Annotated in this window: 16 protein-coding genes; 12 read left to right on the forward strand and 4 right to left on the reverse strand. The window is 54.5% G+C overall.

What is annotated here, in order from left to right:
* Positions 1-134: 134 nt before the first annotated feature.
* The 7 genes from purM (at position 135) to NMUL_RS13665 (ending at position 6,465) form a co-directional block, all read left to right on the forward strand.
* Positions 135-1,193 carry a phosphoribosylformylglycinamidine cyclo-ligase gene (purM, locus tag NMUL_RS13635; RefSeq protein ID WP_041352649.1) on the forward strand — a complete coding sequence of 353 codons (1,059 nt, stop codon included), beginning with the start codon at positions 135-137 and terminating at the stop codon, positions 1,191-1,193.
* Positions 1,194-1,240: 47 nt separating this feature from the next.
* Complete coding sequence (gene purN, locus NMUL_RS13640) at positions 1,241-1,879, forward strand: phosphoribosylglycinamide formyltransferase (protein ID WP_011381902.1); 639 nt, start codon at positions 1,241-1,243, stop codon at positions 1,877-1,879.
* Positions 1,876-2,640 carry a DUF3108 domain-containing protein gene (locus NMUL_RS13645; RefSeq protein ID WP_011381903.1) on the forward strand — a complete coding sequence of 255 codons (765 nt, stop codon included), beginning with the start codon at positions 1,876-1,878 and terminating at the stop codon, positions 2,638-2,640. The genes purN and NMUL_RS13645 overlap by 4 nt, the downstream gene beginning before the upstream one ends.
* 156 nt (positions 2,641-2,796) lie before the next feature.
* Positions 2,797-4,062, forward strand: coding sequence for an RsmB/NOP family class I SAM-dependent RNA methyltransferase (locus NMUL_RS13650; protein WP_041353314.1), 1,266 nt, complete (start codon positions 2,797-2,799; stop codon positions 4,060-4,062).
* Positions 4,059-4,652 carry a phospholipase D family nuclease gene (locus tag NMUL_RS13655; protein WP_011381905.1) on the forward strand — a complete coding sequence of 198 codons (594 nt, stop codon included), beginning with the start codon at positions 4,059-4,061 and terminating at the stop codon, positions 4,650-4,652. The genes NMUL_RS13650 and NMUL_RS13655 overlap by 4 nt, the downstream gene beginning before the upstream one ends.
* 65 nt (positions 4,653-4,717) lie before the next feature.
* Positions 4,718-6,034: a mechanosensitive ion channel family protein gene (locus NMUL_RS13660; protein WP_238529829.1), complete on the forward strand. Its 1,317-nt coding sequence runs from the start codon at positions 4,718-4,720 to the stop codon at positions 6,032-6,034.
* 140 nt (positions 6,035-6,174) lie between these two features.
* Positions 6,175-6,465, forward strand: coding sequence for a hypothetical protein (locus NMUL_RS13665; RefSeq protein WP_041353315.1), 291 nt, complete (start codon positions 6,175-6,177; stop codon positions 6,463-6,465).
* 52 nt (positions 6,466-6,517) lie between these two features.
* Here the strand turns inward: NMUL_RS13665 and NMUL_RS13670 are convergent, their stop codons facing one another.
* The 3 genes from NMUL_RS13670 to NMUL_RS13680 form a co-directional block, all read right to left on the reverse strand.
* Positions 6,518-7,099, reverse strand: a complete 582-nt coding sequence (locus NMUL_RS13670; protein ID WP_011381908.1) for a hypothetical protein — start codon at positions 7,097-7,099, stop codon at positions 6,518-6,520.
* 254 nt (positions 7,100-7,353) lie between these two features.
* Positions 7,354-7,743, reverse strand: a complete 390-nt coding sequence (gene gloA / locus NMUL_RS13675) for a lactoylglutathione lyase (RefSeq protein WP_011381909.1) — start codon at positions 7,741-7,743, stop codon at positions 7,354-7,356.
* On the reverse strand, positions 7,744-7,941 hold the full coding sequence (locus NMUL_RS13680) for a rubredoxin (RefSeq protein WP_011381910.1): 198 nt from the start codon (positions 7,939-7,941) through the stop codon (positions 7,744-7,746).
* 48 nt (positions 7,942-7,989) lie between these two features.
* On the opposite strand from NMUL_RS13680, the gene thiD reads away from it, so the two are divergent.
* From thiD to hemL, 3 genes are read left to right on the forward strand one after another with little or no spacing between them, the layout of a single operon-like run.
* Positions 7,990-8,829, forward strand: coding sequence for a bifunctional hydroxymethylpyrimidine kinase/phosphomethylpyrimidine kinase (gene thiD / locus NMUL_RS13685; RefSeq protein ID WP_011381911.1), 840 nt, complete (start codon positions 7,990-7,992; stop codon positions 8,827-8,829).
* Positions 8,792-9,496, forward strand: coding sequence for a thiamine phosphate synthase (gene thiE, locus NMUL_RS13690; RefSeq protein ID WP_011381912.1), 705 nt, complete (start codon positions 8,792-8,794; stop codon positions 9,494-9,496). The genes thiD and thiE overlap by 38 nt, the downstream gene beginning before the upstream one ends.
* The gene (hemL, locus tag NMUL_RS13695) at positions 9,493-10,773 is read left to right on the forward strand and encodes a glutamate-1-semialdehyde 2,1-aminomutase (RefSeq protein WP_041352651.1); all 1,281 of its coding nucleotides are present in this window, start codon (positions 9,493-9,495) and stop codon (positions 10,771-10,773) included. The genes thiE and hemL overlap by 4 nt, the downstream gene beginning before the upstream one ends.
* A gap of 264 nt (positions 10,774-11,037) precedes the next feature.
* Here the strand turns inward: hemL and NMUL_RS13700 are convergent, their stop codons facing one another.
* Complete coding sequence (locus tag NMUL_RS13700) at positions 11,038-11,700, reverse strand: c-type cytochrome (protein WP_011381914.1); 663 nt, start codon at positions 11,698-11,700, stop codon at positions 11,038-11,040.
* A 100-nt stretch (positions 11,701-11,800) separates the two neighbouring features.
* Here NMUL_RS13700 and NMUL_RS13705 point away from each other — a divergent pair, with 100 nt between their 5' ends.
* Both NMUL_RS13705 and map read left to right on the forward strand, forming a co-directional pair.
* Complete coding sequence (locus tag NMUL_RS13705) at positions 11,801-12,448, forward strand: SPOR domain-containing protein (protein WP_011381915.1); 648 nt, start codon at positions 11,801-11,803, stop codon at positions 12,446-12,448.
* A 216-nt stretch (positions 12,449-12,664) separates the two neighbouring features.
* On the forward strand, positions 12,665-13,465 hold the full coding sequence (map, locus tag NMUL_RS13710) for a type I methionyl aminopeptidase (protein WP_011381916.1): 801 nt from the start codon (positions 12,665-12,667) through the stop codon (positions 13,463-13,465).
* Positions 13,466-13,470: the final 5 nt, after the last annotated feature.

The raw sequence follows: 13,470 nt of genomic DNA on the forward strand, positions 1-13,470 counted from the left end.
ATCTGGAGTATTGTCCGAAAACGGCCATCAAACTCGAATGATGTCAGGGTTTCGTGTTAGGGTTCCTTGGCGCCATTTGCGGTAAAATTGCGGCTTCAAACGCCACTCTATCTGTAACAGGACGAGAATTCAACTTGACCACATCCAAACCCCACGAAGAAAACCTCTCTCCTCTCTCTTACCGCGCCGCCGGCGTCGATATAGACGCCGGCGAACGTCTGGTGGAAAACATAAGGCCCTACGCAAAACGCACTCTGCGGCCCGAAGTGCTGGCCGGTATCGGCGGCTTTGGCGCACTTTTCGAAATTTCCCGGAAATTCAACAATCCGGTACTGGTAGCAGGTACGGATGGGGTAGGTACCAAACTGAAGCTCGCGTTCGAATCCGGCAGGCACGACACGGTCGGCATCGACCTGGTTGCAATGAGTGTGAACGATATTCTGGTGCAGGGGGCAGAGCCGCTGTTTTTTCTGGACTATTTCGCGTGTGGGAAGCTGGACGTGGACACTGCCACCCTGGTAGTGAAGGGCATTGCAGCCGGATGCGAGCAAGCCGGATGCGCCTTGATAGGCGGAGAAACCGCTGAGATGCCGGGGATGTATCCGGAAGGCGAGTATGATCTTGCCGGTTTCGCTGTCGGCGCGGTCGAGAAGGATCGCATCATCACGGGCACAACCATCAAGGCAGGCGACGCAGTACTGGGACTTGCTTCCAGCGGCGCCCATTCAAATGGCTATTCCCTGATCCGCAAGATCATCGAGAAAAATAATGTGGATTTGTCCGCCGATTTTCATGGCAGGGCGTTAATAGATGTAATCATGGCGCCTACCCGGATTTACGTGAAGCCTCTGCTCGAGCTCATGAGGCAGGTACCGGTTAAAGGCATGGCGCATATCACGGGCGGTGGCCTGCTGGAAAATATTCCGCGCATCCTGCCTGAAGGCGTTACGGCAGTATTGAAGAAAGAAACCTGGGAGATGCCTCCGCTTTTTGCCTGGCTGCAGCGGGAAGGCAATGTGGCCGATAATGAAATGCACCGCGTTTTCAATTGTGGCATTGGCATGGCCGTCGTCGTGGCGCCGGAGTATATCGATGCCGCCGCGCAATTGCTTCAATCAAAGGGAGAAATCGCATGGCGCATTGGCACCATTCGCGAGCAGCGCGCGGACGAACCCCGGACGATCCTCGAGTGAGCAGTGTGGAGCACTACACACATGCAACGTGAATCCCCTGCTGATCCATGAAGTCACTCGTGATCCTTATCTCCGGCCGCGGCAGCAATATGCAAGCTCTTATGGAAGCAAATCTCCCTGCCCGGATAGCCGCGGTCATCAGCAACAAGCCAGAAGCGCCAGGGCTCGAAACCGCGCGCAGCCGCGGTTATGAAACCATTGTGCTGGACCCACGGTCATACCCGGATCGCGAAGCGTTTGACCAGAAACTTGCCGAGGCGATCGATGCCTACGCCCCCGATCTCGTCGCCCTGGCCGGTTTCATGCGCCTGCTCGGGGACAATTTTGTCAGCCGATATAAAGGCAGGCTGATAAACATTCATCCTTCGCTGCTGCCCGCTTTTCCCGGCCTGCACCCTCACCGGCAGGCATTGAAGGAAGGCGTGAAGGTGCATGGATGCACAGTGCATTTTGTCACCGCCGAAACGGATCGAGGTCCGATCATTATCCAGGCGGCTGTTCAGGTCATGCCGGACGATACTGAGGAAACACTGGCCGCGCGCGTGCTGCGACAGGAACATCGCATTTATCCTGAAGCCGTGCGCTGGTTTATGAAAGACCGGTTGAAGCTCTCTGATAACAGTGTTGAGGTGAGCGATGCCGATTTCGACAATTCTGTTCTATATTCACCCGGACTATCCAAATGAAATTTTTATTTCTAGCTCTGTTGTCGGGCTCAGTTTTTTTTGCTTTTCCCGCTTTTTCCGCTTGCGCTGCCTGCGGCACAGAAGTGCCGTCGCGCGTCGATATCAGCTATTCGGTCACGTCTGGGAGCCTCGAAGCGGACATGAATGACACGCTGAAAATCACTCAGGAAAACGGCGAGCGCCGCTACAGCCTATCCAGCGAGGGCAAGGCCAAGGGCCTGCTAGCCCTGACACAACCGGACACCCTGGTGCGGGACAGTGAAGGCATCATCACCACCCAGGGGACGCTGCGGCCGGAGCGGTTTTCGGATCAGCACGGAAACAAGGTGCCGAAAGTGGCGATTTTCGACTGGAGCAAGAAACTGATCACGCTTCAGCATAAACGCGGGGAAGAGCAAAAAGCGCTGCCTGCCGATGCTCAGGACAAGCTTAGCCTGCTCTACAGCTTCATGTTTACTCCTGTCTCCGGCAAGGTGGTAAACCTGCACGAAACCGATGGGAAGCACCTCGAGTCGGTACGCTATGCTGTGAGCAAGGAAACCCTCGATACTCCCATGGGCAAACTGGAAACGATCGTGCTGACGAAGCAACTGGAAAAAGAAGGGGATCGGGATAAAAAAATCTGGCTTGCTGTCGATCACCATATGCTGCCGGTGCGCGTCGTGGCTACCGAAAAAATCGGCATCGTGACGGATCAGATGGTGACAAAAATAAGTTATGGAGGGCCGATGAACGGCCTAAAACAGGGCCGCCTGCAATAGGCTCGGCTGCGGCAAACCTGTAAAATCACTGGGACGTCAGAGTGGTTGTGCCGGGCAGCGAGTGCCGTCTGCCCGAATCCTCCCTTTGCGCCTGCCTGTCCTGCTAAGGCGTGCTTTGCGTCCGCTTCTGCCGAGCAGTATCGATAATTCATGACAATGCGTCTTACCCCTGCTCATCTCGACATGGCAACCGCTGCACTGCGCACTGTACTTCCACTGCAACGTCCGGCTGATTCTTTGTTGCGGCATTTTTTCCAGGACAATCGGAAACTCGGCGTGCACGATCGCGCGTTCATCGCTGAAATCGTATTCGGTATTCTGCGCCACCGTTTTTTTCTGGAGCGCGTGGTGGAAATTGCCACACCTCGTTCGCTCCTGCTGGCGTATCTGGCGAAATTCTCGGGAATGAACTTGCGCGAGCTGACGCCCCTGGTGAGTGAAACAGAAGCAAAACGGCTTGCGGAAATGAAAGCAGTGTCGCTGGAATCGCAGCCCCTCGGCGTCCAGGCAGAATTTCCGGAGTGGCTGTTGGAAAAACTGCGGGAATTCATGGACGATGGAGCCATTCTTGACCTGGGCCGCTCGCTGCAAGCACCCGCACCCCTTGATCTGCGTGTCAATACGCAGCTTGCGACGCGCGAGGAAGTTATCGAGCTGTTGAGAAAAGATGGAATCGAAGGCATGCCGACGCCCTACTCGCCCCTCGGTATCCGCCTTACCGGAAAGCCGGCGATCAACCGGCATGAAGCGTTCATGAGCGGCAAGATCGAAGTCCAGGATGAAAGCAGCCAGCTGCTGGGTTATCTGCTTGCCCCCAGGCGCCGGGACATGGTAGTGGATTTCTGCGCGGGAGCGGGAGGAAAGTCGCTGATGCTGGGGGCGCTGATGTGTTCGCAGGGACGCATCTATGCTTTCGATAATTCGGAAAAGCGGCTGAACAATCTCAAGCCCCGCCTCAAGCGTTCCGGCTTATCGAACCTCCATCCTCAGCTCATCGCCAATGAAAACGACATAAAGGTGAAACGGCTGGCGGGAAAAATCGATCGGGTATTGGTGGATGCACCTTGCAGCGGGCTTGGAACCCTGCGACGAAACCCGGATCTGAAATGGCGCCAGTCGCCGCAAAGCATCGAGGAACTCAAGTGCAAGCAAACCGCTATCCTGTCATCTGCGGCCAACTTGCTTAAACCGGGTGGCAGGCTTGTTTATGCCACTTGCAGCTTTTTACCGGAAGAAAACCAGGAAATCGTTGAGAATTTTATTGCGAATAACCCCCGCTTCACCCTGTTGAATTGCGCCGAGTTATTGCGCCAGCAAAAAATCCCGCTCGACACCGGTGTGTTTATGCAACTCCTGCCCAGGCTGCACGGAACGGATGGTTTTTTTGCCGCCGCACTGGAATCAGGGAAGGCTCAAACATGATGTCACCAGGCCGTAGTCTCTCCGTGAAGCAGTATATGGCTGTCTGTCTTGCTGTACTCCTGACAACCTCTGCCGCAGCGTTTGAACCCCCTTCCTATCGCAAGCCACCTCCAGTCCTGTCCGCTTCCGGTACTGTGCAGGTTGCTTTCACGCCGGGGCAGGATGCGGGGAAACTGATCGCGGATGCCATCGATGGCGCCCGTACCCAGGTTCTGGTCCAGGCTTTCAGTTTTACCCATCGCAGAATTGCCGATGCTTTAATCGCAGCCAGGCATCGCGGAGTGGATGTAAAAGTCATTGCGGACAGGGAGCAGACCGAAAAAATTCCGACCAGTCTGATTGCGAGAATGGCGTCACAAGGTGTGCTGGTATTCATGGACTCGAATCACAGCAGTGCCCACAACAAGGTGATGCTGATCGATGCAGGCAGCACCCAGGCTACGCTGATTACCGGCAGTTTCAATTTCACCCATGCGGCACAGCACAAGAATGCGGAAAACGTGCTCGTGATGCGTGGGAATTCCGCGCTCGTGGACCTTTACCGGGAAAACTGGCTGGATCATTTCAGTCATGCGCGGCCTTACCGCTGATTCAAGGCGTGTGAGCCTGTGCTTCCCTGAGCCGAAATGCGGCATGAGGGGAAAGTAGTTTACGCGTGCTAGAATCTGGCACGCCCATCCATTTATCCATTTGCCCATCCATTTCCGCCACTGCCCCTCTTCTGTTTCAACGGATGCACTTCAACATTGAATTCCAGAGCCTGCTGAACAAACTGCTTGCTCATGCGCAGCAAGTCCCCGTCCTGTGGCAGCTTGCTGTGTTGACTGCGGCCATGGGAATGGCGTGGTTGCTGCAAAGGCAGTTCATCCGGCGCGCTCCGGCGCGTGTCAATGCCGGCGGGAAGTTAACCATCAGCGCACGCAGCCTGAGCCGGCTCCTGTTTCCATTTTTTGCGCTGGTCTTTACTGTCGTCGGCAAGGGAGCGCTGGACTATTGGTACCCGACGCACCTGCTCAATATCATTATCCCGATTCTGTTCGCGCTCGTCCTGATCCGTGCCGCGGTCTACATGCTGCGCAAGGTATTTCGCCGCCAGGAGTGGCTCCGCCCGTGGGAACGATTCATCGGCTGGACGGTGTGGATAGGATTCGCGCTTTATATCACAGGGCTTTTGCCCGAAATTCTGGCCCTTCTCGACGACATTTCACTGCATGTCGGCAAGCAGCGTATTTCGATATTGCTGATCGCCCAGGGTTTCATCGCGTTCACCGTCAGCATGCTCGTGGCCGCCTCGCTTGCAAGTTCGGTTGAAACCCGCATCATGATGGCGAGAGCGCTGAATATCAATCAGCGTGTCATCTTGTCGAAGATCAGCCGCACCATTCTGATCATTATCGGAGTGTTGGTTGCGTTGCCCATGGTCGGCGTGGATATCACGTTTCTGTCCGTGTTTGGAGGTGCACTCGGCGTCGGGCTCGGACTGGGATTGCAAAAGATCGCGAGTAACTACATCAGCGGGTTTATCATTCTCCTGGACCATTCCCTCCATCTCGGCGATATAATCACGGTGGATAACCGCAAAGGCGAGGTGACCTCGCTCACCACGCGGTATGTGGTGCTCAAGAGCGAAGAAGGTACCAATATCCTCATTCCCAATGACGTTTTCATTACTTCGGCTGTCATCAACCATCCCTTCTCCGATCGCCGATTGCGCCTTGTCTTTCCGATGCGTATCAGCTACGACAGTCCGATCGAAGCCGCGATGAAAATCATGTCGGAAGCGGCAAAGAGGCGCCAGCAGATATTGGCCGAGCCTGCTCCCGCAGTGTATCTCAAGGAATTCGTCGATGGCGGGATCGTTCTGGAACTCGTCGCATGGGTGGAAGAAGCGGAGAAGAATCTGCCTGCGCTACGGTCCGATATCAACCTCGATATCTGGCGGACATTCGGAGAAAACGGGATCAAGCGTTGACTGAGGGCTTTTCAACCACATCAGCCCCAACGGTCCGTTTATAGTTTCTGCCCCCTCCGCCGCCAGGTCGGGAACTGTCCGGAACCCTGAGGCGGATGGTAATATTGTTCCGGAAGAAAATCAGTGATATCCGAACTGTTATGGGCGCCTTGGTTTTTTATACCGTCATCTATTTCCTTGGCTATTACGCCGCCCACATGTTGAACGAACTGTCGGGCCGGAAACTGATCGTAAACCGCCGCATGGGGGGTCTGGTTCTCGCTCTCCTGGTTGGAACAGCACATGGCTACAAGATCATCAGCAGTCCGCCCCCTCATCATGGAGATGGAGCAGGTTTTGCGCTCGGTCTGTACGTACTCCTGCCTCTGGCCATCATTACGATAGCTGTCCTCTATCTCAACTGGCAGGATCGTCAGGATAACGAACGTTGATTTTATTGAGGCGTGTGCGATGCGAGCAGACGATGTTATCTGCACGGTTGTCTCAGCGTTGAATTCGCCTTGACTCTTCTTGCCCCGCTAAGGGCAAGCTTTTCACTGCTGCTCCTTCAAATCTGCTGATCACGTCTGTAACAAAATGCTCGGAAAAGCCCGCCATAAAAGACCAGAATATCAGCTTTGCATATTCTTTGTGTCCTTCTCCATGTTGCTCGAAGATCGACAGGAAACTTTCGGAGGATGAATTGCTATCAGGCAGAAAAACGGGAAACAGATCGCCGGATAGCAAGCCGGAAAGAAAAAGTATAAAAAGCAAAAAGGCCAACACACCCCCAACCAGGGGAGAAAGAGCAGTGTAAACCCAGGACTCCGCTATCAACTCCAGATCCAACAAAGTCAGATCCTTCAGACGGCGTTGAAGACCGACAAAGCCGCCAATCACGCCACTGGCGAATACGAGCAGCGGCACTATATAGATGGACTCCCTCAATAGAGCAGCAGCGGTCAATGAGAGGCCATAAAGAATAACCAGTGCGATGAAAAGACGTCGCGTAACAGAAATCAGCAGTCGAGCAGAAATATTATTTGACTTAACGGCTTCCTTGGTAGAGTTATCTGGCTCATCCATATGGTTGGAGTGACCTGCTCCTTGAAATCCATCCTTAACTTGATCAAGGAAACAAGGTCGAAAGGTTATCGGCGCCTGGTATCCTGCGGATTATCCATCAAGACTTCCATAGCAAAAGAGCGCCGGGTATCACGAGATGATGCTCCGACTCCTCCGGGTTTGAATAGACTTTGGCGGCAAGCTTTGGCAGTCAGTGGCCCGCCAGGCGAGGAGATGCAGAGGAATATCATTCGCGCTGTATCCCCCTGTCCGCTTTACGCGGTTTTTTTCTGGATGAACTCGATCTTGTAGCCGTCAGGATCTTCCACGAACGCAATCACGGTAACACCGTGTTTCATCGGGCCTGCCTCGCGTGTAACCTTGCCGCCCCGTTTCTTCACTTCCTCACACGCCTGATAGGCGTTATCGACTTCGATCGCAATATGTCCGTAACCAGTTCCCAGGTCGTATTTGCCGGTATCCCAGTTGTGGGTGAGTTCCAATACCGTTCCCTCCGCCTCATCCTGATAACCGACAAATGCGAGGGTAAACCGGCCCTCGGGATAATCTTTCCGGCGCAGCACTTTCATTCCCAGCACGTCCGTATAAAAGGCAATCGACTTTTCCAGATCGCCCACGCGCAGCATGGCATGAAGTATGCGCATTCAGATTTCCACCATCTCAAAATCCTCCTTACGCGCTGAACATTCCGGACATGTCCAGTTCATCGGTACATCCTCCCACCTTGTTCCGGGCGGAATACCTTCCTGCGGAGAGCCTTCGGCCTCGTCATATACATAGCCGCAAATCAGGCACATATAGCAACGGTAGACACGCACTTCGGTCGTTTCGGTGGTAGTCATGATGAGTAGGGGTATTTAGGTTAAAATATCATTTTACGGTATTAGTTCATGTCTCAGCCACCCCCCATCGTACTTTCTTTTGCTGCCAGCGACTCTACCGGGGGCGCCGGTATCCAGGCTGATATTCTCACTCTGGCCAGCATGGGATGTCACCCCCTTTCGGTCATCACCGCCGTGACGGTGCAGGATACGGCGGGAGTAGATGATGTAATGGCCCTGGATGCAGAATGGGTGACGGATCAGGCACGCGCGGTTCTTGAGGACATGCCCGTGCATGTGTTCAAAATGGGTTTGCTGGGCAGTGTGGAAATTATTGCGGCGATCGCCGAAGTGGTTTCGGATTATCCCAACATTCCAGTCGTGCTGGACCCTGTGCTTGCCTCGGGCCGGGGCGATGAACTCGCCAATGAGGAAATGGTGGCTGCCATGCGGGAATTGCTGCTGCCGCAGGCAACCATCATCACGCCCAACAGCCTCGAAGCGCGGCGATTGGCGCAGGATTATGAGGATGAGTCCGATATGCCGGATTTGCACCAGTGCGCAGGCCGATTGCTGCGCCTGGGATGTGAATATGTATTCGTTACCGGAACCCATGAAAATACTTCGCAAGTGGTGAACACGCTATACGGAACTACCGGCATCGTGCGCACGGATGCATGGAATCGCCTGACGGGCTCGTATCATGGATCGGGGTGCACACTCGCCTCTGCTATCGCCGCCACGCTTGCCAATGGATTGCCTATTGCAGAGGGTGTATATGAAGCGCAGGAATACACCTGGCAATCGCTGAAAGCCGGGTTCAGGCCTGGAATGGGGCAACATCTGCCAGACAGGCTATTCTGGGCGCGTGATGAGAACGGTGTCGAGGAACGAAATCAAGCGATGTAGCGCTGCTCCGCGTCGAGAAATAACCGGTCTATATGCGATCACACCAGATACAGGCGATACATCGCATCTGGTCGCGATGACATGGAGGGCGCTTGCCGGAGGTGCGCGACTGGTTCAATACCGCAGCAAAACGCTGAATGAGGAACTGCACCGGGAACAGGCGCGCTCCCTCGCCCATCTCTGCCGCCGGTTTGACGTTCCCCTCCTCATCAACGATCATATCGATCTTGCTCTGGAGGTCGGGGCGGATGGAGTGCATCTGGGACGGGAAGATGCACCCATTTCTCAAGCCCGGCTTAAACTGGGTCATGAAAAGATCATCGGAATTTCCTGCTACAACGAACTCGAATCTGCCATCGAAGCCGAGTGCAATGGGGCGGATTACGTCGCTTTCGGGGCTTTTTTCAATTCCGTAACAAAGACCGATACCGTGCCCGCTTCCATCGATCTGCTACGGCAGGGAAATCTTGAGATCAGGATTCCCATTGTCGCCATAGGCGGCATCAATAGCGATAATGCCCTGGAGTTGATCAGCGCCGGCGCGGATGCTGTAGCAGTCAGCAACGCCCTGTTTGGCGCACGAGATATCCGTTCCGAGGCCGCCAAGTTCTCCGGATTATTCAAGCGTCAGTCGTTTCACCCCTCATTGTCAAGGACCAGTCAATAATGTCACGCAACCAGCAATTGTTCGAACAGTCGCAAAAATTCATTCCCGGTGGTGTCAACTCGCCGGTTCGCGCCTTCAAATCGGTAGGCGGCACGCCGGTTTTCTTCAGAAAAGGTGAGGGTGCCTATGCCTGGGATGCGGATGACAAGTCCTACATAGATTATGTCGGTTCCTGGGGCCCTCTGATTCTCGGGCATGCCCATCCTGAAGTGGTTGATGCGGTCTATGCGGCAGCAAAAAACGGCTTGACTTTTGGAGCGCCCACCGAGGCGGAACTGGAAATAGCGGAACTGCTGTGCCGACTGGTGCCGTCAATCGAGCAAGTCAGGCTGGTAAGCTCCGGAACCGAAGCGACCATGAGCGCCATCCGGCTGGCGCGCGGTTATACCGCTCGGAATCGCATCATCAAGTTTGAAGGCTGTTATCACGGCCACGACGACGCCTTGCTGGTGAAGGCAGGCTCTGGCGCTCTGACTTTCGGCCATCCGAGTTCTGCCGGCGTCCCTGTTGAAACGGCTTCGAGCACGGTGGTGCTCGATTACAATGATCTCGCCGGTGTTGAACAGGCTTTCAACCAGTTCGGTGCCGAAATCGCGGCAGTCATTGTCGAGCCTGTTGCGGGCAACATGAATCTTATCGCGCCTCAGCCCGGCTTCCTGGCGGGTTTGCGCGAATTGTGCACGCGCCACGGCAGCGTGTTGATCTTCGATGAAGTGATGACAGGCTTTCGCGTCGGACTGGAGTGTGCCCAGGGGCTTTACGGAATAAAACCCGATCTCACCACACTGGGCAAAGTGATTGGCGGCGGTATGCCAATGGCTGCGTTTGGAGGCCGGCGAGAAATCATGCAATGCCTTGCACCAGTAGGAGCCGTCTATCAAGCGGGTACGCTTTCGGGAAATCCGGTTGCGGTCGCTGCCGGCCTCGCTACATTGAAGCTGGTGCAGGTACCGGGGTTCTACGACAAACTCGCGGCGCGTACCCGCAAACTTACGGAAGGTCTTGCCGCGGCCGCAGCAAAACAGGGTGTGGTTTTTTGTGCGGAGGCTGTAGGGGGCATGTTCGGACTCTATTTCCGGGAGAGCGCGCCGAAAAGTTACGCGGAGGTGATGAGCTGTGACCGCGAGGCTTTCAATGGTTTTTTCCACGCCATGCTCGAGGAGGGTATTTATTTCGCCCCATCAGCATTTGAAGCCGGATTTGTTTCCGCGGCACACGGGGATGCTGAAATCAGCAAAACACTAGCCACCGCTGAAAAAATCTTTGCGCGGGAATAAAAACAGCGGGCAGTTGCTGCTGATAGCGAGGCAGTATCTTCCTCTAAAGATACTGCGCTGCGAATGGGTCAGGCCTGACTGCTGGAACTGGACCTCGTTCCACCCCGGCTCCCTTTCCGTGGCCCTGCCGAGCTACAGATCGCGCGAACGGACTGCTTCCGCTGACCGTATCCGGGCCCTATAGCCATCCCGGTCATCCCGATTTTACCGGCAGCGCCCTCTGCGATAATTCCGCGATAACTTCGGAATCCCCGACTTTTTTTATTACTTGCGCAGACCCGAAATAAACTCGGATACCGCCTCCATTTCTTTTTCGCTCATCCGCGTTGCGATCACGTGCATAACCTTGTTCGCATCGTTTGCCCGCTGCTCGGTCCGGAATGCACGCAGCTGCGTAGCAGAATACTCTGCATGCTGCCCGGCGAGCTGGGGATAAACGGGAGGAATGCCGGCGCCGTTAGGGGAATGGCAACTGGAGCAGGCGGGAACATTGGTTTCAAGATTTCCGCCGCGATATATTTTTTCCCCCAGCTCGGCGAGTTCCTTGTTGTTGGCCACCCCGGGCTTGGGCTTCTGCTGAGCGTAGTAAGCTGCGAGATTCCTTGCATCCTCGTCGGAAAGCGGCGCAACCATCGCTGACATCACCGCGCTATCGCGCTCTGCCGGCTTGCCGTCCTGCGACTTGAAATTATTGAGCTGCTTGATGATATACTCGGCATGCTGCCCCGCCAGATTGGGATTTGCAGGAATCATACTGTTGCCATCCGCACCATGACAGGCGGCGCAAACCTGGGAGGCGATTTGCTGGCCTTTAGCCGCATCTCCTGCCGTTTTGACAGGCTGGGGAGGCGTTTCCGCAAAAACATGGCTGGACAGGGCCAATACAGCCGATGCGGTAATCATCGAAATTAGCTTGATGCCTTGCATTCCTGAGACTCCGAAGAAAGTAATTGGTATTTTGATTTGACTGCGCATTTTAAGGCAAAGGCCGTATAACAACAATATAACAACAATAACCTTATCCGTAATGAAAGCATTATTTTTTCTATTGTTGTTTATCAACCTCGCTTTCGCGCTATATATCCAGCTTGAACCGGACGAAAGCAGCAGAGCCTCCCTGTCAGCGGAGCTTCAGACGAAAACCGGACCTTCATCGGCGGCCGCTCCGCCACCTCCATCTGTTTGTCTGGAATGGGAAGCCTTTCCCCAACCGGATGTCGCCCATGTAGAAGCAGCCATTTCCCGGCATAATCTCGAGGGCAAATTGAAATCGCGCACCATGGGCATGGCGCCCTATTACTGGGTGCACATTCCCCCGCTCATGAACAAGCAACACGCCGAACGCAAGATAGGAGAGCTCAAGCGGCGCGATATTACTACTTACCAGATCGTGGAAGGCGACAGCAAGTGGAACAATGCGATTTCACTGGGATTTTTTGAAAAAATCGAGGACGCCCGCGCCTTTCTGGCAACCCTGAGGACTAAACGGGTCGTATCCGCCATTATCGGGGCAAGGAATGTCGAGCAGGTCAAGTTTGTCGCGGAGAACTCCCCGGCGGACCTGGAGGGGCAACTGGAAAAATTAAAGGCGGAATTTCCGAATAGCCGTATCACCAGGACCACTTGCGAGCCAAGGGCAGAAACGCATGGCAAGGCGAACTCGGCAGCACAATAAAGAACCCGGAAAACCTTGAATGCAGAATGCTCCTTTCCCTCTCCGCCTGCTTCTCCTCCCTGTCATGCTCATGGATGTGTGATTTTCAGGGAAGTATTCTTCCACCGCGGTTTTTCTGACCTTGCTGCGGGCAAGCAAGTCTTGCAATAAGATATTTCCATCCTCATCATATAAGCTTTTCATTCAAATTTATCGGCTCATGGCTCTGAAATCTGTATGACGGTGCATCTCAAATCCCCTGATGAAATAGAGAAAATGCGGGTAGCGGGCAGACTTGCATCGGAAGTGCTGGATTACATCGCGCCGTTCGTCAAGCCGGGAGTGACGACCGACGAGCTTGACAAGCTGTGTCACGATTACATGGTGAATGTGCAGGATACCGTTCCTGCACCGCTCAATTATGCCCCTCCGGGTTATTCGCCTTACCCGAAATCGATCTGCACCTCGGTCAACCATCAGGTTTGTCATGGTATACCGGGGCATAAGAGACTCAAATCCGGGGATATCGTCAATATCGATGTAACCGTCATCAAAGACGGATATCACGGTGATACCAGCCGGATGTATCTCATCGGCGAACCCGGCATCCAGGCCAAGCGCCTGTGCAAGGTAACCTATGAAGCAATGTGGCATGGTATTGAAATCATCAAGCCCGGAAAACGGTTGGGGGATATCGGCCACGCCATTCAGCAGTATGCGGAAGGCCATGGATACAGTGTAGTGCGGGAATTCTGCGGTCATGGAATCGGAGCAAAATTCCATGAAGAACCCCAGGTGCTTCATTACGGTCGCGCCGGGACAGGGCTCGAACTCAAAGCCGGAATGATCTTCACGGTCGAGCCGATGATCAACGCCGGCAAGCCGCAGATTCGCCAGCTGGCCGATGGCTGGACCATTGTCACAAAGGATCATAGTCTGTCGGCGCAATGGGAACATACCGTGCTCGTCACGGAAACAGGATACGAAGTGTTGACACAGTCGGGTGGCACTCCGCCGCAGCCCACCCTCCATTCCTGACGACA

It is taken from the genome of Nitrosospira multiformis ATCC 25196 (assembly GCF_000196355.1).
Classification (GTDB): Bacteria; Pseudomonadota; Gammaproteobacteria; order Burkholderiales; family Nitrosomonadaceae; genus Nitrosospira; species Nitrosospira multiformis.

Coding starts and splice junctions, on each gene's coding strand:
- purN (WP_011381902.1), top strand. CDS start 1,241: ATGAAGTCACTCGTGATCCTTATCTCCGGCCGCGGCAGCAATATGCAA.
- NMUL_RS13645 (WP_011381903.1), top strand. CDS start 1,876: ATGAAATTTTTATTTCTAGCTCTGTTGTCGGGCTCAGTTTTTTTTGCT.
- NMUL_RS13650 (WP_041353314.1), top strand. CDS start 2,797: ATGCGTCTTACCCCTGCTCATCTCGACATGGCAACCGCTGCACTGCGC.
- NMUL_RS13655 (WP_011381905.1), top strand. CDS start 4,059: ATGATGTCACCAGGCCGTAGTCTCTCCGTGAAGCAGTATATGGCTGTC.
- NMUL_RS13665 (WP_041353315.1), top strand. CDS start 6,175: ATGGGCGCCTTGGTTTTTTATACCGTCATCTATTTCCTTGGCTATTAC.
- NMUL_RS13670 (WP_011381908.1), bottom strand. CDS start 7,099: ATGGATGAGCCAGATAACTCTACCAAGGAAGCCGTTAAGTCAAATAAT.
- gloA (WP_011381909.1), bottom strand. CDS start 7,743: ATGCGCATACTTCATGCCATGCTGCGCGTGGGCGATCTGGAAAAGTCG.
- NMUL_RS13680 (WP_011381910.1), bottom strand. CDS start 7,941: ATGACTACCACCGAAACGACCGAAGTGCGTGTCTACCGTTGCTATATG.
- thiD (WP_011381911.1), top strand. CDS start 7,990: ATGTCTCAGCCACCCCCCATCGTACTTTCTTTTGCTGCCAGCGACTCT.
- thiE (WP_011381912.1), top strand. CDS start 8,792: ATGAGAACGGTGTCGAGGAACGAAATCAAGCGATGTAGCGCTGCTCCG.
- NMUL_RS13700 (WP_011381914.1), bottom strand. CDS start 11,700: ATGCAAGGCATCAAGCTAATTTCGATGATTACCGCATCGGCTGTATTG.
- NMUL_RS13705 (WP_011381915.1), top strand. CDS start 11,801: ATGAAAGCATTATTTTTTCTATTGTTGTTTATCAACCTCGCTTTCGCG.
- map (WP_011381916.1), top strand. CDS start 12,665: ATGACGGTGCATCTCAAATCCCCTGATGAAATAGAGAAAATGCGGGTA.